Origin of the sequence: uncultured Roseobacter sp. (assembly GCF_947492555.1) — a bacterium.
Taxonomy (GTDB): Bacteria; Pseudomonadota; Alphaproteobacteria; order Rhodobacterales; family Rhodobacteraceae; genus Roseobacter.
This window is the reverse complement of record NZ_CANLNE010000002.1, coordinates 299,031-317,607: the sequence shown is the minus strand read 5'-3', so window position 1 is coordinate 317,607 and position 18,577 is coordinate 299,031. Positions and strand designations below refer to the sequence as shown.

The following is an 18,577-nucleotide window of genomic DNA, read 5'->3' as shown; positions in this document are numbered from 1 at the left end:
GGAGATGCATTATGCGTGCCCTTAAGATTGCAGCTACCGGAATGAGCGCCCAGCAAATGCGGGTCGAGACGATTTCGAATAACCTCTCCAACATGAGCACAACCGGGTATAACGCCCGCCGTGCCGAGTTCGCCGATCTACATTATCAGCAACAGACACGGCCAGGAACAATCAGCGCCACAGACGGGACGGTCATGCCCACGGGCGTGCAGCTCGGCCTTGGTGTTCGCCCGGCGGCGGTCTCCGTGCAATTGCAGCAAGGCTCGCTGAGCCAGACGGGAGGTGATCTTGATTTGGCAATTGAGGGCAAAGGCTATCTTGAGGTGACACTGCCATCAGGTCTGACAGCATACACGCGAGATGGTGGGCTAAAGAGGACTGGTGAAGGTCTCATCGTGAATTCCGACGGATTCCCAGTCGAGCCACAGATCGTCATCCCGGATGATGCGCGCAGTATCTCGATCAACGCTTCGGGCGAGGTCTATGCCTACTTTGCAGATTCGCCGGACGCTCAGCTCCTGGGGCAGTTCAACATGACGGGCTTCACGAATGCAAAGGGCCTTGAAGCGCTTGGCGGCAATCTGTTCGCCGAAACCGAAGCATCTGGTCCGCCACTCGTTTCCACCCCAGGAGAAGATGGCTTGGGAACTGTGCGGCAGGGATATCTGGAAGATAGTTCCGTGGATGCTGTCCGAGAAATTACGGAGCTGATCGAAGCACAACGCGGTTACGAGATGAACGCGAAGGTTATCTCAGCCGCAGACCAGATGATGGGCGCAACGACGCAAATCCGATGATCCGTTTGCTGATTTCTCTGCTGGCCTTAAGCACGACGAGCCATGCCTTGGCCGACACTGTCGTCCCAACTCGAACCATTCGAGCCAACGCGATAATTACGGATGTCGACGTCGGAACTAGGGCAGGTCAAGTGGCCAACGGATTCGACCGCGTGACGGATGTAATTGGGCAAGAGGCAAGAACAACGCTGTATGCCGGTCGTCCCATTCTCATCGACGACATTGGTCCGCCTGCGTTGGTTGCACGCAATCAGATTGTTTCTATTCGATTTGAAGCGTCTGGTTTGATCATAACAACCGAAGGTCGGTCTCTTGAGCGCGGAGGCGTGGGGGATCGGGTACGGATCATGAATCTGACATCTCGCGCCACGCTTTTTGGGCAAGTTCAGCCTGATGGATCCGTAAAGGTCAAACAATAGAGGTACCTGATGACTCTTCAAAAATGCACTGCCATTGCTTTTGTAGCCCTTGTTGCTGCTTGCGGTCGGATGGACCACCTCGGTAAACCGCCGTCATTCACCTCTGCTCGGGCTACGACTGAGCATAACGCGATGATGTCACCAGGGTTGCCTTTGCGGTCAGATGCCAAGGGCCCGACGGAGCGTGCTTCGCTATGGTCCGGGGCCAGGCAATCTCTGTTGGGTGACCGGCGGGCGGTGCAACAAGGTGATATTTTAACGGTTGTTGTTGAAATCGATGAAGAAGCGGAAATCTCAAATGCGACAGATCGGTCCAGATCAGGGTCTGAAAGCCTGGGCATCCCGGGATTGTTCGGCCTGCCTCAACGCATTGATGAGCGTTTACCGGATGGGGCATCCACAGCGGAAGCGGTCTCAATCAACTCCAGTTCCTCTTCTTCCGGGGATGGATCTGTAAAGCGCAATGAGAAGTTGACCTTGCGTGTGGCGGCAACGGTCGTCGACGTCCTTCCAAACGGCGTTCTATCGATTTCCGGCAGTCAAGAACTCCGGGTGAATTTTGAAATGCGTGAACTGCTGGTCACTGGATATGTGCGCCCAGAAGATATTTCACGTCAGAACGAGATTACATATGATAAAATCGCCACCGCGCGCGTGTCCTACGGTGGACGTGGTCAAATCACCGACGTTCAACAGCCGCGGCTGGGTCAGCAAGTCCTCGATGGCATTCTGCCCTTCTAAAAGGAATTGGATATGAAAAAGCTGCTCCCGATTATCATGTTGTTGGTGGGTTCCGGGGCTGGCGTTGGCGCGGGGATCTTTCTGCGGCCAGCACCTACCGAAGAGGAAATGGCTGCGCAGGCAGGAGGCGTCGAGGCATCGGAGGAAGAGGATGCTGAAAAAGCTCAAGGCGATCACGAAGACAAACCGCATGGGAAAGACGGTGAACCTTCAGATGGTATGGAATATGTGCGATTACCAAATCAGTTCGTCGTCCCATTAGTCGATAATGAACGCATCTCCGCAATGGTTGTTATGGCGCTAAGTGTCGAAGTTGCGACGGGTTACGGAGAAGATGTGTTCGAGAAAGAGCCAAAACTTCGCGACGGATTTCTAAGAGTCCTCTTCGACCATGCAAGCATCGGGGGGTTCGACGGTGCCTTCATTAATAATGAAAACCTTGATGTCGTAAGACGCAAGCTCAAGGCAGTCGCTCAAAATGTTATGGGCCAGGACGTCGCTAATGATGTGCTAATTTTTGAAATTGCGCGTCAGGATTATTAATTGCTATCGCGAGCCACCTGAGCTCTTTGACTGATATCGTAAACCAATCAACCCGCAGCTTGCTCTGCGGGTTGTTTCGTTCAAAGCTCAAACCTCTGCAAGCGAATGTACGGCTCGTCGTGTACTGTGACGCTTCTAAAGATCGCTCCGGTTGACGGACGGCAACGTCGTTTCGATTGCCTTTTCTAACTCTCTATTTCTGCGCTTGCGTCTTTCATCTTCGCTGACTTCTTGCAGTAGTCCTTCTGAAGCAAGAACCTTACCATAAGCTTGCCGTACTTGGCGGACATGCTGATCCTTTTCCGCAAGAACGAGAGCAAGCTTCATGTTCAACGATGTTTTTGCCTTTCCCAGCCAAGCTTTCCAAATGACATCCGCGCCAATAGATCGCATGCTTGGGTCACTGTGTGTGTTAGAAGCTCTAGCCTGCTCGTCCAACTGGTGAAGATCTGCACGTATGGCGTTTTCTCTCTGCACCAGGCTTTGGAACAGTTGTTGCCTCGCCTTGTACTTAGCGTCGGCCAAAGCGTGTAGTCTGTGAAGATCTTCCCGCTTCATTAGACTCGTCCTTTTACCCGACGGCGCATAGATTCAGCAAATCGAATCGCGGCTGCAACTGCTTGGTAGTGCTCAGGCGCGATTTGATCGCCAATTTCAGTAGTCGCATGCAGAGCGCGTGCGGTTGGTGGGTCACTGTGAATGGGAATACTGTTTTCTGCGGCTACTTCACGGATGTTAAGAGCCATTTCGTCGATACCTTTGGCGATACAAACTGGCGCTTGACCAGGCTTTCTTTCCCATTTTAGCGCAACAGCATAGTGGGTTGGGTTTACGATGATCACATCGGCTTTGGGTACTTCGGCCATCATCTGTGCACCAGCAATCGTCTGTGCGCGCTGGCGGCGCTCTTGTTTCATATGAGGGTCGCCTTCATTGTTCTTGGTCTCGTCCATGATCTCCTTCCGAGACATCATGTTTTTTCGCAGATGTTCGAAGTGTTGCCAGATGGCATCGATGACACCGATGATGCTTGAAACGACTACGACCACAAAAAGAAACGACAGGCATATTTCGGCGAGCAAAGCTACAACGATACGTGGATTGGTCTGCAGTACAGAAACCATTTCGTCTAAACGGGCGTTAATGAAAAGAGCTAGGCAGGCTGAGTAGATCAACAGCTTTGCAAAGCTGACGGTAAACTGAAAAAGCCCCCGTCTGCCGAACTTGTTTTTGGCATTGGAAATAAGGGATATATTCGAAAGCTTGGGCGCGATCTTCACTGGTGCAAAGACAATCCCTTTTGTTGCAAAAAGACAGAGCAGAACGGCCAAGGCTGGCAGGCCGAATATAGGAGACATTGACCAAAGGATACTGCGCAGAATCCCTTCGGTTGGCGCTGCTGATGCTCCAGAAAAGAACAGCGTTGCGAGCTGTGCCGGTTGATCAATCAATACCATCATTGCGGTGCCGAGATGATTTAGGCCACTGGCACCCGCAGAGACGAACGCCAACAAAAGGCCCGCATAAGCGCAAGCGGTCAAAATTTCGGTGGATCTGGCGATTTCACCTTTTTTGCGCGCGTCCAACAGTTTCTGCGGAGTCGCATCATATGTCTTATCGCCCTGATCCGTTTGATCGCTCATGGTACGGCAGCAAACGGATTGGCCAGAAATCTGTCCATGGCTTGCACCCAAACCGAAAGGATCAAGGGAGATGACACCAGCAGCAGGAACAACCCGCCAGCCGTAATTACCGGTGCGCCGACGAAAGCAACCATCAGTTGTGGCATAGCCTTGTTGATTGCCCCTAAAGCGGCGTTGTAGAGAACGGAAAGGATGATGAACGGAGCTGCCAAAGTGAAGGCCAAAGTGAATGCACGGGCAACCTGTGCAACACCCCATTCAGACAAAACGGATCCCGCTGTAAACTGTCCCATCGGCATGAAGTCATAAGACAGGATGATGAGTTCCGCTGCCTTGACGTGGAGACCGGTCATTACCGCAAGCGCCAGCCCTCCAATGATCAAAACATAGCCCATTGCCGGCATCGGATCGACACCAGCTCCGCCAAAAACTTGCGATAGCGACGTCGCGTTTGCTGCAATAGTTCCGGCAGTTTGAAGAGCCAGAATGAATAGCCGGATTCCAATACCAAGTGCCAAACCGGCAGCGATTTCGGTCAAGATAATGAGAGTAGTATCCCCGAAGTTCACGGGTATTGGAATTGCAGCAACGGCTGGTGTCACGATGAGCGTAAACGCGAGCGCTAAAACCAGTTTGATACGTGCGGGCACTGTTTGTTCACCGAAGGCTGGTAGCATTGATGTGATGGCGGCAACGCGCAAAAACACGGCAAAACCATGCCAAAGAGACTCGCTCAATAGGGGCAAAAGCTGTGCCAGCCCGATCATGCCGCCACGACACCTACAAGCGATGGACGTGCGTCCAGGCCAATTTCTTCAAATGACAGAACCGGGTTGCTGATCCCCTTTGCGCGCATCACCGTGCGCAAAAAACGACGCCGTCGCGTATTGGTAACGACGGCCGCATTAATACCATTTTGGCTTGCCGCCTGCAGTTTTTCGGACATGTTTTCTGCAAGTTGATTGAAAATGTCTGGAGGAAGGGCAATATCGAGACCTCGATCCGCTTCGACTTGATACGTGTTGAACGTATCTTCCCATTCCGGAGCGAGTTGCACGAGTGGCAGTGTGCCATCTTCGCGTTTCATTTCCGCTACAAGCTGGAAACCCAGACGTTGGCGCACGTGTTCACAGATCGCTTCAGGCTGTGCATTTTGAGCGCGCGCTTCTGCTGTTGCTTCGAGAATAAGTGGAAGATTTCTGATCGAAACCTGTTCATCGAGCAGAAGGCGCAGTACTGCATGCAGCACATCGATCGGAACCTTGTCGGGAATCATTTCATCAAGAAGCTTACGGTTTGCGTCGGCTCGGGTCGGATCAGACACATTAGTCATCTCTTGCAGGAGGCGTCTCAATGCTTTCAGGGACAACAGCCGGCTGAAGTTCTGTTTCACAGTTTCAAGAAGATGAGTTGCAAGAATCTCAGCTGGTGTCACTAATGTCAGACCATCCAATGCAGCCTGCTCTTGATCTCTTGTGCTAATCCACCTTGCGGGAGCACCGTATACAGGTTCGGTTGTATCGTTACCCCCGGGCAACGAAGAGGCTCCCTCCGGGACTAGTGCAAGTATCTGATCTGGATTCAATTCTGCCCGAGCCTGCTCGACGCCCTGAATTCTGATCACATATGTCCCCACTGGCAGCGTCGCGTTATCCGTCAATCGAATTTCTGGAAGGATAAGACCATAAACAGATGCAACATGAGTTCGCATATTGGAAATTCGTGCGTCCAAACCTGTCCCTGGATCGAGCACCATGTTGACTAAATCAGGCGCGAACTCTACGTGGACGTCATCGAGTTCGAGGATGTCACCAAGTGGTTTTTCCTTCGGCAGTTCCGCTTCTACTGCCGCCAAGTCAGTCGAAGCTGATTTGGCTTTTCTCTTGCGATTGAGCCAGTAGGCAACAGCTCCCAATATCGCCCCTCCAAAAATAAAGGGTGCAAAAGGTAATCCCGGGAACAACGCGAACAGAACCATAAGACCAGAGACGGTTGCTAGCGCCGCAGGATGTTTCCCCAATTGGCTGAAGACCGCCAAATCTGTGGCACCTTGTGCGCCACCCCGTGCCAACAACAGGGCCGAAGCGATTGAAATGACAACGGCCGGGATTTGAGACACGAGTCCATCACCGACCGTAAGGATTGCGTATGTTTCAAAGGCTTGGCCAAGTGGCATGCCGTGAACCGCTATGCCCATGATAAGGCCGGCAACAAGGTTTAGTAGCGTAATCAAAAGCCCGGCGACGGCATCGCCTTTTACAAATTTGGAGGCGCCGTCCAGGGATCCAAAAAAGGTCGTTTCCTGTTGTTCTCTCTCTCGTCTCTCTCTTGCCTCCGCGTGCGTAATAGCACCCGCCGACATATCGCTGTCGATGGCAAGTTGTTTACCGGGCATACCGTCCAGTGCAAAGCGTGCGCCGACCTCAGCCATTCTGGTTGCACCTTTGGTAATCACCATGAAGTTTACGATCAGCAGAACGCAAAAGACGACGAGGCCAAGAAATACACTACCGCCCATTACAAATTGCGCAAATCCTTCAATTACGTCACCAGCGGCGTCTGTACCTGTATGCCCCTCACCGATAATCAGTTTGGTCGACGAAACATTGAGTGAAAGGCGCAGCATGAGTGATGCGAGAAGGATTGTTGGGAACGCCGAGAAATCCAACGGTCGTTCGATAAACAAGGTCACCGTAAAAATTAGAATTGCCAATGCAAAAGAGGCGGCCAGACCTACGTCTAGCACCCAGGCAGGCATCGGCAGGATCATCATAACAATCACGGCCATTAGGGCAACGGCAAGCATGATTGTTGGATTGAATAGGGCTTTGGTTGTTAGGTTTTGCAAGGTTATATCTCCCCGGAGCGTCTTATCAGAGCGGCCCGCGAAGTTGCATCGCTTAGCGGCACCAATGATCCGAGACTGGGTTGTGAATTTGAATGCTGTAGCAGGGGAAACCGATTTTCCTCTGAAGATGCTCTTGGCGATGTGTTGATTTCATTGTTCGACATATCGGCGTGTATTTTGGAGAACCGTCTCTTGTATCGTGTTGCGTGTTTCCGAGTCCGGGAATGATATGCTCCAACAGCGCGTGTCCAATCGCCTTTCTCTGCATGTAACTCGCTTAAAAACTTTGCTGCATATCTTGCATTTTCTTGAGGATCAAACATCTCCCTTACCGATGCAAAAGCATGCCCGTGCCAGCGATAGTTCAATTGAAAGCAACCAATATCGACATTTGTCAGACCGTTCCTGATGCGGCTCTGCGCGTGGGTAGTTGCAGAGCCCCTGGTTTCAAACCAGAAACCCTGACCCGCTACGTTCAGTGCCCACGGCCAGGGTTCGAGGGCGCCGCTTCTTGAGCGCCCAGTCTCTGTTCTGGTCACAGCTTTCAAAATAGAAAGAGGGACGTCGTACTCTTGGGAAGCAACCGCTGCAGCATGATCACAGATTTCAGAGGTTCTTGCATAAACCGCTTCCCCTGAATTTGAAGAAATAGTCAACACAGCGAGAATGGTCTTCTTGAACCTGGCTGACGTACGGTTGTTCGGCATTCTACACCCCTATTTGACCGCATACTGCGGTACCAAAAGCGTAGCGTTTCGAGGTTTATTTTAAGTAACTAAGCTGGCATATTTCTCAAATAGCAAAAAAACAGCTACGGAGAGACGGGGAACTGTTCCAGCATTGCTTCCAGTGTTTCTCGAGCTGTCGTGCTTTGTTCGACAGCAACGCTGGATGATGCTATCATCCCGTCTTCTGTTTCGATGTATTCAACCGGCTGCTTTGCCAACGAACTTACAGCGCTCAATAGTGGAGTATCCTGTGGCATCAAGTCAGCCCAGTTGTTAGCGAGCCATGCCGATCGTAAAGCTTCATCTGGTGTGTTGGTTGCTTGAAACAACTCTAACGCAGATTGATTGTCCCCCAATGCAAGCAGCGCTTTAGCACGAAGTTTGTCTACTTGTTCACCCTCAACGTCTTCAAGAATAGGCACGGCCAACTCGGGAGACCCTAACATAAGCAACACCTCCGCATGAACTAATTTAACTTCTCTTGATTGATTGTCCTCTCTAATCTCAGACAAAATTCTGTTCGCTTCCTCTGCAAAGCCTAATGTAAGCAATCTTTTAGCGGTTTTTTGTATTGAGCGAGGTATCATAGCCCCCGGGGAAGCAGGGAATTTTGTGTAGAAACTTTCGAGAAACGTAATGTCGTCTGCGCGTTCAGATAGAGCTATGAACGTATGAGATAGTAGCTCCGCGATCAGAGCGTCATCTGATGCGATGATTGGGTCGGCCAGCGCCTCAAATGCTTTGGAAAACTGCATTGAGTATGAAGAAGCAATGACATGGGCGCGTATAAGGCTCTGAGCAATTGGATCGTTTCGCCGTTCAAAAGCGTAAGTTTCAATTAACAGTGCGATGTCTGCAGGTATATCTTCCTCTTCTGCCAATCGATTCTCGACAAAAGCGATCAAGGCTTCTGGAGTTTCTATAGCGTTTCCCTCGATTACATCCTTGAGTAACTCATCCGCCTTCTCAGAGTTCCCTGTTTTTCTTGCAATCTTTGCCTTTGCGATACCTGCATCAGGCTGTGGGGCGTCGCCACTCAGCTCGATGTTTCTCAAAGCGATTGATGCCGATTCCAAATCGCCCTGTTCAGAAAATCTGGAGCTTAGCGCTGGCGCTAAGAACTCTTTTAGGTGATACGGCAGCTTGGCAAGTGCTCGGAGTGCGGCATTTGCATTGACAACTTTTCCGTCTGGAAGCTCCTTGGCTGCCAAAATACCCCAAAGTGCAAGATCTGAATCACAGTCTGAAAACTGATGAATAAAACGTGGATTTCGTGCGAATCCATAGTCCATAACATCCGCCAAATCCATCAGCTCTGGATTTGTAGCTACCACTTCATCGGAAAGTCGCAGTACTTGCTTTGCTTCTGCACCAAAGCCAAAATACAAGTAGACGCGAGCTAGTTTTTTTACTTTATCCGGATCCAATCGATCAATTTCAGTATAGAGTGTGTCTCTTAGTGCGGCCACTTGAATTCCAAAGGGCTTGTCATTTCCCCAACTAGAAAGATCCACACCACTTGGGTTGGGACAAACCTGGCCTGACGTCATTAGGTCACTTATTGCTTCGGATACTGGAACATCTCTGGCGCTTGTGATCCGCATGTTACCAGTGCTAGGGATCGCTGTAGCCACCTCTTGTTCTGAAGAGTCGAATATCTCTTGATCTTGTGGGCTAAGTGATTGTTGCTCGAATACCTGTAAATCCGGTGTCACCGGCTCGAGAATACCGCGCGATGTGGCATCTCCGATACCACGCATTAGTTGTTGCCTCGTTTGGTCAATCAAAGCTGTTTGTAAATCTGGACTACTCGTATAATCAGCAGGTGCATCCGGTGTAATTATTCTCTGATCGTTGTCTTCAGGCGCATCAAATTCAGACCAGAGTAGATCTCCGAAGTTGAATCTAGATGCAGGTTGGGCCGAAATAAACTGCGAAGCCTGTCGAGCTTCGAGAGGTGGCAGAGCCGGCCCATCCAGAATATCCACAACTAGAAATTCGTTTCGCTCTACAAATGTATTGAGCTCGCATTGGCATGAAAGCTCCAACTCTAGCCGCGACGGGTAGTCACGTACACCTGTCAAAAGGTTACGTGGGATGACATCGAATACTCGACTGGTGTCAAAGCCTTCTTGATGATCAGAGACAGTGATGGTTTTTAAGCCGCGTGATTCAGTAACTTGCCATTGGACACCCGCCGGTAGTCGCATTACCAATCGGGTGAAGCCATTGTGATCGCCCGAACGGACAACAATTGGATTGGCAGATGCCATGGTTGCAAAAGCTATCAAGAGCAAGCTCGTCAACCCAGCTAGTCTGATCATGCGGCACCCTGTTTGACCGATTTGAGCGCTTCTTCAAGCTCCGAGAAACTTGGGCGGCAGTGCGATGGCGTGTTTTGGCGACCGACTTCTATGCAGATATTGGTTGCGTGCGCGTGGAGATTTGCGACGAGAACTTCTCTGATTAACTGATAGAAGTGACTATCTTCTTCGGTCACAGTCTTTACTTTTGCGGCAAAGGGCCCAACGAATCCGTACGCAAGAAAGACACCCAAAAATGTTCCAACCAACGCGCCACCGATGAGTTTGCCGAGCACCTCTGGCGGTTGGTCGATGGAACCCATGGTTTTGATGATACCCAGAACAGCCGCAACAATCCCCAAGGCCGGTAGGCCATCAGCCACCGTTTGCAAGGCATGACTGGAATGAAGAGCATGATGCATGTTCGCTTCCATGCGTTTTTCGAGCACTTCTTCGACTTGGTGTGGGTCATCGTAGTTCATTGAGGCCGATCTCATAGTATCGCAGATCAAGGCAATAGCTTCCCGGTCTTTCAGAACTTTCGGATACTTCGAAAAAATCGAGGATTCATCTGGCGCTTCGATATGCTCTTCAATAGCGACAGGATTCTGTCGGGCTAGCCGAATAAGCTCGAATAGGAGGCACAGAAGATCCTTGTAATCTTCGTGCGCCCATTTTGGGCCTTTGAAAACACGGCCCATGTCCCGGGCCGTTTGCTTGATGGCTGACATGTCATTACTAATGAGAAAGGCGCCAAGCGCAGCTCCGCCGATCATTGTCATCTCAAAAGGGAGCGCTTTGAAAATGATACCCATCTTGCCGCCGGCGGCAAGATAGCCACCGAACACCATGACAAAAATAACTACAATGCCGATGATTCCGATCATTTCGATCCCCAATACTTATCGAGCGCCAGTGTCGCAAAAGGAAGTTAAGAAAGCCTCTGCGTGGTCAGCCTTTTGGCACGTCAGCGTTCCGGCCGGCGAGAATGACACTGATTGAATAAGCCACTTGGGGAGAGAGCCCTGCCATTATGCCTGCCGCTGAGTTCGGACGCATACGTCCGAGAAATCCTGCGGCAAAGGCTGGCTCCATTTCCTCGAACAATGCAGCAGCATCCTTTGGCTTCATATTCTCGTAGACTGACGTGAGGCGCGCCAAATCATCTTCTGCTGCCGTATTCGCCAAGGCTAACAATTCCCTCAGTGAGTCTTCGGCCTGTTGCAGATTGCTCAGTCGACGTTCGATTTGCTCGTCGGCCACGGACAAGGCTTTCATGCGCATATCTATTTGGTTTTCACGCTCAGCCAGGCGCGTTTCGCGTTCTTGAAACGCTCGAAGCATTTTCGACATCTGCTCCTTATCTTCCTGGGAAGACATTTCTTTTTTCTGAGTTGTTGCCTCCGGCTCCTTGATGGTGGCCAGAGGATTTTCGGTTGCAACAGCTTGTCCCGCCTCCGTCCCGACGCGTAGTATGGCTGATCCCAGCAACAATCCTGCGATCAATAGGACGGAGCCACGCCCGTTTCGTCCTGTAAAAAAACTTACCGATCTCATTGATGTGTCTCCGCTGTTCGATGGCGTACGAACATTGGCTCGCTCACCGATTGCGTTGCAGCTGGCGTTGGCTGTGGCGCAGGTGCGGGAGCGGGGGCGCGGGCGGGCGGAGCATCCGGTACATCATGCAGCGACGCCATTTGAAGCTCCAGTTTGCGCGACATGTTCTCCGCACGTTGTGTCAAATCCGTGAGAGTCTGTGCAGAAGTCGCAGCCGTCGATTGTGCGGCCGACAAGGTTTTTGTGAGATCATCGACTTGCGCAGATAAAACTGCAACGGCGCCGCCCACGCCTTTCTCAAGATCGTTGAATCTATTCAAGCGACGCCCGAGCACCAAGCAATATAGTCCGGCACCGAGCGCTCCAGCAGCAAGTAAAATATCCGCAATCATTTCCATGTCACCCTCCTTAATTCAGTACAAATTCCATGATGAGAAGATCATTGACGCGCCCCGGCCCCGCGACTACTTGAACCCGTCTCAGCATTTGTGCGCGCAAACGCGTCAATGCGGATGGATCCTGGATATCGCTGACCTCGATCGCGCGCAGATAGCTGTTCAATACATCGATAACGCGTGGCAGAACGCCCTCGACTTCCGATGTGTAGTCATATGCCACTTCCAGCTCCGCCCGAAATTTTAGGTGCTTTTGCGCGCTGTTTGGTGGAAGCGATACGGTGATCGGTTCAATGGGCACAAATGCAACGGCTGGCGCCTCGTCCATCTTGGGCTTTTCAACCTCTGCTTCGACCGATTCGCCATTCAAAATCAAACCGCTCCAAGTCGCGTAGAAGCCACCACCACCGCCGGCCAAAAGGAAAACAAGCCCTAGAATTAAAGGCATTTTCGATGATTTTGGCTCAATCTCAGTTTCAACAGGTTCTTCGTCAGCCATGATAATCCCATATTCGGTTACGAAAATGGTTATAGACGCGATTGCACTAACCGATTGTTAAGCCAGATCGTTCATTGCTGTTGTCATCGCTGAACAGAACGTTCGGCTTGACGGAGGCGATTGTGCAGCAACTACTAAATGCGTGGACGGGGTTGGATTTACGCCGTCAGATCATCGTGATTGTCGCAACTGGGGCCATGTTTTTCGCGATTATCGCGATGTCCAGAATGGCATCAGCCCCAACAATGACGTTGCTATATGCGGGCTTGGAAAACGGTGCCGCCGGTGACGTCGTGCGCGCGCTGGAGCAGCGCGGCGCGGCCTTCGAAGTCCGCGGAGGATCAATTTTTGTCTCCTCGAAAGACCGGGATCAGTTGCGCATGACTCTAGCGAGCGAAGGATTGCCAGCAAATTCCAGCCGTGGTTATGAGCTTCTGGATACTTTATCCGGCTTTGGTACCACATCGCAGATGTTCGACGCGGCGTACTGGCGTGCAAAAGAAGGCGAACTCGCACGTACGATTGTTTCCAGCCCTCATATTGCGTTAGCGCGGGTTCATATTGCGAGCACAGGGTCAAACCCGTTTCAGCGGGGTGTCACACCAAAAGCATCTGTTTCAGTCACGCCAAACGGAGCAGCAATAACGCCGCAACAGGCCAAGGCGGTTCGGTTTCTTGTGTCGTCGGCGGTTGCTGGGCTTGCCTCGGAAGACGTTGCGGTCATTGATGCGAATGGCTCTTTGATTGGCACAACTGATGAGGTTACGCCCGCCGGTGCGGACGACAAAGCCCAGCTTTTGCGCGATAGAGTGCAGCGATTGCTGGAAGCACGTGTGGGATTCGGGAACGCGGTTGTCGAAGTGAGCGTTGATACCGTCACCGAAAGCGAAGCCATTCGTGAACGAATTTTCGATCCAGAAAGCCGCGTTGCAATCAGTACGGACACCGAAGAGCGTAGTAATACATCGAACGAAGCCGGTGGTGGTAATGTAACCGTTGCATCGAATCTGCCGGATGAAGAAGGTGGAAACGGCGAAAACTCATCTTCACAAAACAGCGAATCCCGAGAGCGCGTTAACTACGAGGTATCTGAAACCGAGCGAGAGATCGTTCGAGCACCGGGCGCGATTAAACGCCTCACTGTCGCTGTTCTCGTCAATGAAGCAGCGATCGTGGCTGAGGATGGGGCTCAGACCTTTGCGCCAAGAGAAGCAGAAGAGTTGGATGCTCTGAGAGATTTGGTCGCCTCGGCAGTCGGCTTTGACGAGGCCCGCGGCGATATTATCACGATCAAGTCAATGGCACTGCAAAGCGTGGCACCACAAGGAACCACTGCAGGCACGTCTCTGATGGATGGTGTCAATCTTGATTTGATGTCCGCAATCCAGATGGCCGTTCTTGCATTGGTCACACTCATTCTAGGACTATTCGTTGTACGACCACTGCTTAGCAAACCCGCGCTGCCATTGGAGCAGGACGTGCCGGCGCTACCTCCAGGCGAGAATCAGAGTATCGATGAGCCCGGTTTGACAGGAGAGCTCGCATCTGACGATTTCGAGCTGCCTGAGTTGCCGATCATCTCTGGCTTTGACGGGGGTCAGCCAGGCGAACTTCCTGATCTCCAGTTAGGCGGAAATATGTCTGAAGATCCTGTTGACCGGCTCAGAGCCATGATTGGTGAAAGACAAGAAGAAACAGTCGAGATCCTGAGGAGTTGGCTTGAAGATAAAGAGGAGAGTGCCTGATGTCTCTGTCACATAGGTACCGCAACTTCGGCGGCCCAAAAGTAAGCGATGAACCGCAAGAAGGTACACGCGCCGAGCTTACTGAAGATCAACAATTGCAGTCTTTTGAAAAAGGATACCAGGCTGGATGGGATGACGCTGTTAAGGCGCAGGCGGATTCGGTGGCAAAAATTAGTGCTGAGTTCGGTCAAAACCTGCAAGATATGTCATTCACGTATCATGAAGCTCTTTCCAAGCTCACTGTGTCGATGGAGCCAGTATTGACTGAAATCGTGGACAAGCTCCTGCCAGGTGTGATGCATGAGGCATTGGGTGCACACGTAGTGACACAATTGACCGAGATGATCAGTGAGCAACCAAATCAGCCTATCGAAATTGTGGTTGCGCCTTCCCAGGTAGAAAGGATCCAAGAGCTTGCTGACGGCAAGCTCAGCGATCCGTTCGAGATTGTGACTGAGCAATCGCTCGGCGACGGACAAGCATATGTGCGTATTGGATCCGTTGAGCACAGTATTGATCTGGACTCTGTACTCGCGGGCGTGAGCGACGCCATGGCTGCGTTTTTCCATGAAGCTGAGCAGGAGAAAGAAAATGGATGAAGCCCCCGCAGCGCGTGGCGCAACTAGTGAAGCAACTAATCCCTTTACGTCAGTTCCGATTGAAGTGACGGTGTGTGTCGGCAAAGCGCGTCCATTAATTCGGGAGTTAGTGGCACTTGGAGAGAATGCGGTGCTGCCGCTGGACAAATCCGTGGATGATCCCGTTGAACTGTACGTCGGTGATCGGCTAATCGCGCGCGGCATGCTGGAAGAGAAGGAAGGCGATCAGAATGGGCAGCTTGTTGTAAGGTTAACCGAAGTGGTTGACTTGCAGTCAGGTCACTAGTTCTTTATGCGTCAATGTCTTTTTCTGCTTCCATCACTCATTTTTATCGCTCTGCTGCCAGAACAGGTGAGCGCACAGGACTTGTCGATTTCGTTGGGCGATGACGGCTCAATCAGCGCACGTACCATTCAGCTTTTTGCCCTTATTACAGTTCTGAGTTTGGCGCCAGGCATTGCAATAATGGTTACTTGCTTCCCTTTTCTAGTGACCGTTCTGTCCATCTTGCGACAAGCCATCGGATTGCAGCAATCTCCACCGAATATGTTGATAGTGAGTTTGGCCCTCTTTTTGACTTATTTCATAATGGAGCCTGTTTTCACTCAAGCCTGGACAAATGGAATTGCTCCGCTGACCGAAGAACTGATTGATATCGAAACAGCGTTTGTGCGTACGCTTGAACCATTTCGGATATTTATGGCTGGTCGTCTGGACCCTGATACGTTTTACGCAATGGCGGAGCTGAGACCGGATACAATAGATGCAACGCCAACTCCGGAAGCACCATTATCGGTATTGGTTCCAAGTTTTTTACTGTCGGAAATTTCACGTGCATTCCAAATTGGATTTCTGATTTTTCTTCCATTTTTGATAATTGATCTCGTTGTGGCGGCGGTACTGATGTCCATGGGTATGATGATGGTGCCGCCAGTTATCGTTTCCCTTCCTTTCAAATTGGCATTCTTCGTCATCGCGGACGGATGGAGCCTGATCGCTGGGAGCTTGGTTCGTAGTTATTTCTAAACATAGCGATTTGCCATGCCTTGCATACTTCTTTGACTGTATTAGTTTGAAACTAACTAGCGCAAAGTGTTTACGCTAAAATCGAGTTCAGTTTTAATCGCTCGATATCGATTTTGTTGGTAGGAATGAGCGTAGTGCGGAATGATACAGGTATTGCCACAGGTATGGTATTACTTCATATATTTTGAAGATAACAAAGTGAGGCAAGGCTTGAGTGCTGCCTATGTGGGATTCTTTCGCATGTTTCGAGATTGATCAGATTTCCATATTGACAGCCCGATTTGCGCTGGTTCACTTTGCAACACCCTTAGACGAGAATTGACCGACTTTCGAGTCTTGGGCAATTTAATTTCCGGAAGCTGAGAGCAGTATTCGTGTTAAACTGCTATGCTGGTAGCGTCGACTACCTTTAGTCTTTCAGAGTTTTATTGGCCATTGTTCGTAGTGAACCAGATCCTAGCGAGCTATCTGTAACGGTCTGTACCTACCTATGAGTGGCTAGTTGTATTCACAGTCTTATGACTCTTCACTGAATAAAAATTTTGATTTTGGAACAGGATTTTTGACGTAGATTGCAGTCTTTTTTCCGCGTATACGAGTCGCCTCTGGGTGCTTCAAAGCGTCTTGTTATCGTACAATGAACTCTGCGTGCAGTGCGCCGGCAGCCTTGATACTCTTCAAGATGTCGATCATATCTCTTGGAGCAATTCCCAACGCATTTAAGCCTGCAATTACTTCCGATAGGGACGTTCCGCTCGGAATTTCTGCAAGGCCAATACCTGGCTCTTCGTCAATTTCGGCGTTTGTTCTTGGAACGATTACTGTTTCACCATCAGCAAATGGGTTCGGTTGGATTGCAATTGGTGCCTCTTCGATACGCAGGGTCAAATTTCCCTGCGAAACGGCAACACGCGAAATCCGCACGTCTTCACCCATCACGATTGTCCCTGACCGTTGATCAACTACCACACGTGCCTTGCGCTCCGGTTGCACTGAAATGTTTTCGACACGACTCAATGCATGAGCGACCGAAGCCATTTGAGTTTGTGGAATATCAAGACTGACTGTGCCCGAGTCCAACATGAAAGCTACAGGTCTGCCAAAGTCTGAGTTAATTGCCTGTTCTATGCGTGCGGCGGTAGTGAAATCTGCGTCTCTCAGTGCGAGCCGAAGGTTGGTGAGGGTTGAGAGATCAAACTCGATTTCCCTTTCCACCCGGGCGCCCGAGGGGATCACACCCGCTGTAGGAACGCCTTGTGTAACAGTGGCTCCATCGCCTTCGGCGACAGCACCTCCAGCGATTATTGTCCCTTGTGCGACAGCGTAAATCTGGCCATCGGCCGCATTCAGCGGGGTCATTATGAGTGTACCTCCTAGCAAACTGTCTGCGTCCCCAATTGCGGATACTGTTACGTCGATTTGGCTTCCACCCCGCGCAAATGGAGGTAGTGCTGCGGTTACCAACACAGCTGCAACGTTCTGAGGTCGAAACTGTTCACCAGCCACGTTCACACCAAGACGTTCCAGAATATTGGACATGATCTCCTCGGTGAAAGGAGCATTTCGCAAACCGTCACCAGTGCCATTCAGGCCAACGACCAAACCATACCCAACAAGGTCATTACCGCGCACACCGTCAAATTCAACCAAGTCTTTGATGCGAACCGGACCAGCATGTGCCGTCTGGAAAACGGCGACTAGAGCGATCAATACTGCAAATATAATTCTCATAGGAAATTCACCAAGGAAAGCTGTGAGCTGCGGACAGTGATCGAATAGAGGCTTTGTAAATGAAACTGCACGCTTTCCAACTCGGTCGCCGTTTCAAACGGATCGGCGGCAAGTAAGGCGTTGCGTGCGAATTCCATACTCGTCTCTTCGGCTTGATTCCTTGCAGAAATCATCGCGATGCGCTCTTCTGTGAAGCCAATACGTGATCTCAGGCTGGTCAATTCATCCTGATTGGACTGTAAGCCAATGCCGGTCAGCCCGAACAACTCTGATTGCTCTGGAACGTCTAGAGCAAGTAAAGGGTCATCAGCGAGGGCAGAGATCGTCGTGTGCATTAAAACATTTTTGATGGCGTCTTCATTCGCACGAACATCAAGCGTCACGCGCTCGGTATCTGACAAAACGAAAGGGGCCAAAGCTGTGTTCGATCCTGAGTACGCGGTTGCATCGAATCCAGCCGGGTCTGCAAACCAGGTCTCTGCAGCAGCAATGATGTCTTCTGGTGTGGTTTGCCCCGCAACGACCGCACGAACCTGTGCAATCAAGGCGTCAGCATCCGGCAGCGGCGTGCTGTCAGTCGCCGTTCCTGCAAATAGGCTTCGTCCTGCGATATCGCCATTCAGTGAGTTGATCATGCCCTGCAATTGCGCGCGCGCGTTCTCCGATGGATTTCCAGAGGTAGCACCGATCGGACCTCCGCTCGCCAGAAGAAGATCTATTCCGAGGTCGCTGCCAGAGTCCTGAACCCGCTCAAGTGCGGACTGCATTGCGCCGGTGAAGTACGTGGCCTCCGTGTTTGCCACGGAGTAGCCGTCCAGCACTTCCAGTGATCTTTCCAAACCGGTCAAGTAGTTGTGATTGCCGGATAAAACCTGCCTGATATCTGCTACCTTCCCGCTGGACATTTCGTCTGTCAGGCGTGTTATCTCCTGCCGGAGTTCGACGCTGCGGCGCTGAAGCATGAAGGATTGCGCCAAATCACCCAATGAAGTCGATTTCATC

20 protein-coding genes are annotated in these 18,577 nt (G+C 51.1%); 8 read left to right on the top strand and 12 right to left on the bottom strand.

The annotated features are described in order from the left end of the window. Positions 1 to 11: 11 nt before the first annotated feature. Genes flgG through Q1A07_RS08555 form a run of 4 tightly spaced genes read left to right on the top strand, consistent with a single transcriptional unit; the run spans position 12 to position 2,500 of the window. Positions 12 to 797, top strand: a complete 786-nt coding sequence (flgG, locus tag Q1A07_RS08570) for a flagellar basal-body rod protein FlgG (RefSeq protein ID WP_299779785.1) — start codon at positions 12 to 14, stop codon at positions 795 to 797. Next, positions 794 to 1,216 carry a flagellar basal body P-ring formation chaperone FlgA gene (gene flgA, locus Q1A07_RS08565; protein ID WP_299779783.1) on the top strand — a complete coding sequence of 141 codons (423 nt, stop codon included), beginning with the start codon at positions 794 to 796 and terminating at the stop codon, positions 1,214 to 1,216. Before flgG ends, flgA begins: the two co-directional genes overlap by 4 nt. 9 nt (positions 1,217 to 1,225) lie before the next feature. Then, on the top strand, positions 1,226 to 1,957 hold the full coding sequence (flgH, locus tag Q1A07_RS08560) for a flagellar basal body L-ring protein FlgH (RefSeq protein WP_299779781.1): 732 nt from the start codon (positions 1,226 to 1,228) through the stop codon (positions 1,955 to 1,957). 12 nt (positions 1,958 to 1,969) lie between these two features. Continuing rightward, entirely contained in the window at positions 1,970 to 2,500 is a 531-nt protein-coding gene (locus Q1A07_RS08555; RefSeq protein ID WP_299779779.1) for a flagellar basal body-associated protein FliL, read from the top strand. A gap of 135 nt (positions 2,501 to 2,635) precedes the next feature. On the opposite strand, the gene Q1A07_RS08550 is transcribed toward Q1A07_RS08555, so the two are convergent. The 10 genes from Q1A07_RS08550 to Q1A07_RS08510 all read right to left on the bottom strand — a co-directional run bounded on the left by Q1A07_RS08550 (position 2,636) and on the right by Q1A07_RS08510 (position 12,473). Next, complete coding sequence (locus tag Q1A07_RS08550) at positions 2,636 to 3,058, bottom strand: hypothetical protein (RefSeq protein ID WP_299779777.1); 423 nt, start codon at positions 3,056 to 3,058, stop codon at positions 2,636 to 2,638. Beyond that, positions 3,058 to 4,143, bottom strand: coding sequence for a flagellar type III secretion system protein FlhB (locus tag Q1A07_RS08545; RefSeq protein ID WP_299779775.1), 1,086 nt, complete (start codon positions 4,141 to 4,143; stop codon positions 3,058 to 3,060). The genes Q1A07_RS08550 and Q1A07_RS08545 overlap by 1 nt, the downstream gene beginning before the upstream one ends. After that, on the bottom strand, positions 4,140 to 4,910 hold the full coding sequence (locus Q1A07_RS08540; RefSeq protein WP_299779774.1) for a flagellar biosynthetic protein FliR: 771 nt from the start codon (positions 4,908 to 4,910) through the stop codon (positions 4,140 to 4,142). Before Q1A07_RS08540 ends, Q1A07_RS08545 begins: the two co-directional genes overlap by 4 nt. Further along, positions 4,907 to 6,991 (bottom strand): flagellar biosynthesis protein FlhA, encoded by a 2,085-nt coding sequence (gene flhA / locus Q1A07_RS08535; RefSeq protein WP_299779772.1) that lies wholly within the window; start codon positions 6,989 to 6,991, stop codon positions 4,907 to 4,909. The genes Q1A07_RS08540 and flhA overlap by 4 nt, the downstream gene beginning before the upstream one ends. A 2-nt stretch (positions 6,992 to 6,993) precedes the next feature. Then, positions 6,994 to 7,698 (bottom strand): transglycosylase SLT domain-containing protein, encoded by a 705-nt coding sequence (locus Q1A07_RS21920; RefSeq protein ID WP_366944054.1) that lies wholly within the window; start codon positions 7,696 to 7,698, stop codon positions 6,994 to 6,996. Between the two features lie 104 nt (positions 7,699 to 7,802). Further along, the gene (locus Q1A07_RS08530; RefSeq protein ID WP_299779770.1) at positions 7,803 to 10,043 is read right to left on the bottom strand and encodes a hypothetical protein; all 2,241 of its coding nucleotides are present in this window, start codon (positions 10,041 to 10,043) and stop codon (positions 7,803 to 7,805) included. Continuing rightward, on the bottom strand, positions 10,040 to 10,909 hold the full coding sequence (gene motA, locus Q1A07_RS08525) for a flagellar motor stator protein MotA (protein ID WP_299779768.1): 870 nt from the start codon (positions 10,907 to 10,909) through the stop codon (positions 10,040 to 10,042). The genes Q1A07_RS08530 and motA overlap by 4 nt, the downstream gene beginning before the upstream one ends. Positions 10,910 to 10,973: 64 nt before the next feature. Beyond that, on the bottom strand, positions 10,974 to 11,579 hold the full coding sequence (locus Q1A07_RS08520; protein WP_299779767.1) for a hypothetical protein: 606 nt from the start codon (positions 11,577 to 11,579) through the stop codon (positions 10,974 to 10,976). Then, positions 11,576 to 11,977, bottom strand: a complete 402-nt coding sequence (locus Q1A07_RS08515; RefSeq protein WP_299779766.1) for a hypothetical protein — start codon at positions 11,975 to 11,977, stop codon at positions 11,576 to 11,578. The genes Q1A07_RS08520 and Q1A07_RS08515 overlap by 4 nt, the downstream gene beginning before the upstream one ends. Before the next feature lie 10 nt (positions 11,978 to 11,987). Then, positions 11,988 to 12,473 (bottom strand): flagellar basal body-associated FliL family protein, encoded by a 486-nt coding sequence (locus Q1A07_RS08510; RefSeq protein WP_299779765.1) that lies wholly within the window; start codon positions 12,471 to 12,473, stop codon positions 11,988 to 11,990. A gap of 122 nt (positions 12,474 to 12,595) precedes the next feature. Between Q1A07_RS08510 and fliF the strand changes: the two genes are divergently transcribed. From fliF to fliP, 4 genes are read left to right on the top strand one after another with little or no spacing between them, the layout of a single operon-like run. Continuing rightward, complete coding sequence (gene fliF / locus Q1A07_RS08505) at positions 12,596 to 14,218, top strand: flagellar basal-body MS-ring/collar protein FliF (RefSeq protein WP_299781376.1); 1,623 nt, start codon at positions 12,596 to 12,598, stop codon at positions 14,216 to 14,218. Further along, positions 14,218 to 14,817: an ABC transporter ATP-binding protein gene (locus Q1A07_RS08500; protein WP_299779764.1), complete on the top strand. Its 600-nt coding sequence runs from the start codon at positions 14,218 to 14,220 to the stop codon at positions 14,815 to 14,817. Before fliF ends, Q1A07_RS08500 begins: the two co-directional genes overlap by 1 nt. Next, on the top strand, positions 14,810 to 15,103 hold the full coding sequence (locus Q1A07_RS08495; protein ID WP_299779763.1) for a FliM/FliN family flagellar motor C-terminal domain-containing protein: 294 nt from the start codon (positions 14,810 to 14,812) through the stop codon (positions 15,101 to 15,103). Before Q1A07_RS08500 ends, Q1A07_RS08495 begins: the two co-directional genes overlap by 8 nt. Positions 15,104 to 15,109: 6 nt before the next feature. Continuing rightward, on the top strand, positions 15,110 to 15,844 hold the full coding sequence (fliP, locus tag Q1A07_RS08490) for a flagellar type III secretion system pore protein FliP (protein ID WP_299779762.1): 735 nt from the start codon (positions 15,110 to 15,112) through the stop codon (positions 15,842 to 15,844). A gap of 627 nt (positions 15,845 to 16,471) precedes the next feature. Here the strand turns inward: fliP and Q1A07_RS08485 are convergent. Both Q1A07_RS08485 and Q1A07_RS08480 read right to left on the bottom strand, forming a co-directional pair. After that, entirely contained in the window at positions 16,472 to 17,575 is a 1,104-nt protein-coding gene (locus tag Q1A07_RS08485; protein ID WP_299779761.1) for a flagellar basal body P-ring protein FlgI, read from the bottom strand. Continuing rightward, the gene (locus Q1A07_RS08480; RefSeq protein ID WP_299779760.1) at positions 17,572 to 18,576 is read right to left on the bottom strand and encodes a flagellin; all 1,005 of its coding nucleotides are present in this window, start codon (positions 18,574 to 18,576) and stop codon (positions 17,572 to 17,574) included. The genes Q1A07_RS08485 and Q1A07_RS08480 overlap by 4 nt, the downstream gene beginning before the upstream one ends. Position 18,577 lies beyond the last annotated feature (1 nt).

Bases quoted from the DNA above. Each gene is read 5' to 3' on its own strand.
- flgG (WP_299779785.1), top strand. From the start codon at position 12: ATGCGTGCCCTTAAGATTGCAGCTACCGGAATGAGCGCCCAGCAAATG.
- flgA (WP_299779783.1), top strand. From the start codon at position 794: ATGATCCGTTTGCTGATTTCTCTGCTGGCCTTAAGCACGACGAGCCAT.
- flgH (WP_299779781.1), top strand. From the start codon at position 1,226: ATGACTCTTCAAAAATGCACTGCCATTGCTTTTGTAGCCCTTGTTGCT.
- Q1A07_RS08555 (WP_299779779.1), top strand. From the start codon at position 1,970: ATGAAAAAGCTGCTCCCGATTATCATGTTGTTGGTGGGTTCCGGGGCT.
- Q1A07_RS08550 (WP_299779777.1), bottom strand. From the start codon at position 3,058: ATGAAGCGGGAAGATCTTCACAGACTACACGCTTTGGCCGACGCTAAG.
- Q1A07_RS08545 (WP_299779775.1), bottom strand. From the start codon at position 4,143: ATGAGCGATCAAACGGATCAGGGCGATAAGACATATGATGCGACTCCG.
- Q1A07_RS08540 (WP_299779774.1), bottom strand. From the start codon at position 4,910: ATGATCGGGCTGGCACAGCTTTTGCCCCTATTGAGCGAGTCTCTTTGG.
- Q1A07_RS21920 (WP_366944054.1), bottom strand. From the start codon at position 7,698: ATGCCGAACAACCGTACGTCAGCCAGGTTCAAGAAGACCATTCTCGCT.
- Q1A07_RS08530 (WP_299779770.1), bottom strand. From the start codon at position 10,043: ATGATCAGACTAGCTGGGTTGACGAGCTTGCTCTTGATAGCTTTTGCA.
- motA (WP_299779768.1), bottom strand. From the start codon at position 10,909: ATGATCGGAATCATCGGCATTGTAGTTATTTTTGTCATGGTGTTCGGT.
- Q1A07_RS08520 (WP_299779767.1), bottom strand. From the start codon at position 11,579: ATGAGATCGGTAAGTTTTTTTACAGGACGAAACGGGCGTGGCTCCGTC.
- Q1A07_RS08515 (WP_299779766.1), bottom strand. From the start codon at position 11,977: ATGGAAATGATTGCGGATATTTTACTTGCTGCTGGAGCGCTCGGTGCC.
- Q1A07_RS08510 (WP_299779765.1), bottom strand. From the start codon at position 12,473: ATGGCTGACGAAGAACCTGTTGAAACTGAGATTGAGCCAAAATCATCG.
- Q1A07_RS08500 (WP_299779764.1), top strand. From the start codon at position 14,218: ATGTCTCTGTCACATAGGTACCGCAACTTCGGCGGCCCAAAAGTAAGC.
- Q1A07_RS08495 (WP_299779763.1), top strand. From the start codon at position 14,810: ATGGATGAAGCCCCCGCAGCGCGTGGCGCAACTAGTGAAGCAACTAAT.
- fliP (WP_299779762.1), top strand. From the start codon at position 15,110: ATGCGTCAATGTCTTTTTCTGCTTCCATCACTCATTTTTATCGCTCTG.
- Q1A07_RS08485 (WP_299779761.1), bottom strand. From the start codon at position 17,575: ATGAGAATTATATTTGCAGTATTGATCGCTCTAGTCGCCGTTTTCCAG.
- Q1A07_RS08480 (WP_299779760.1), bottom strand. From the start codon at position 18,576: ATGAAATCGACTTCATTGGGTGATTTGGCGCAATCCTTCATGCTTCAG.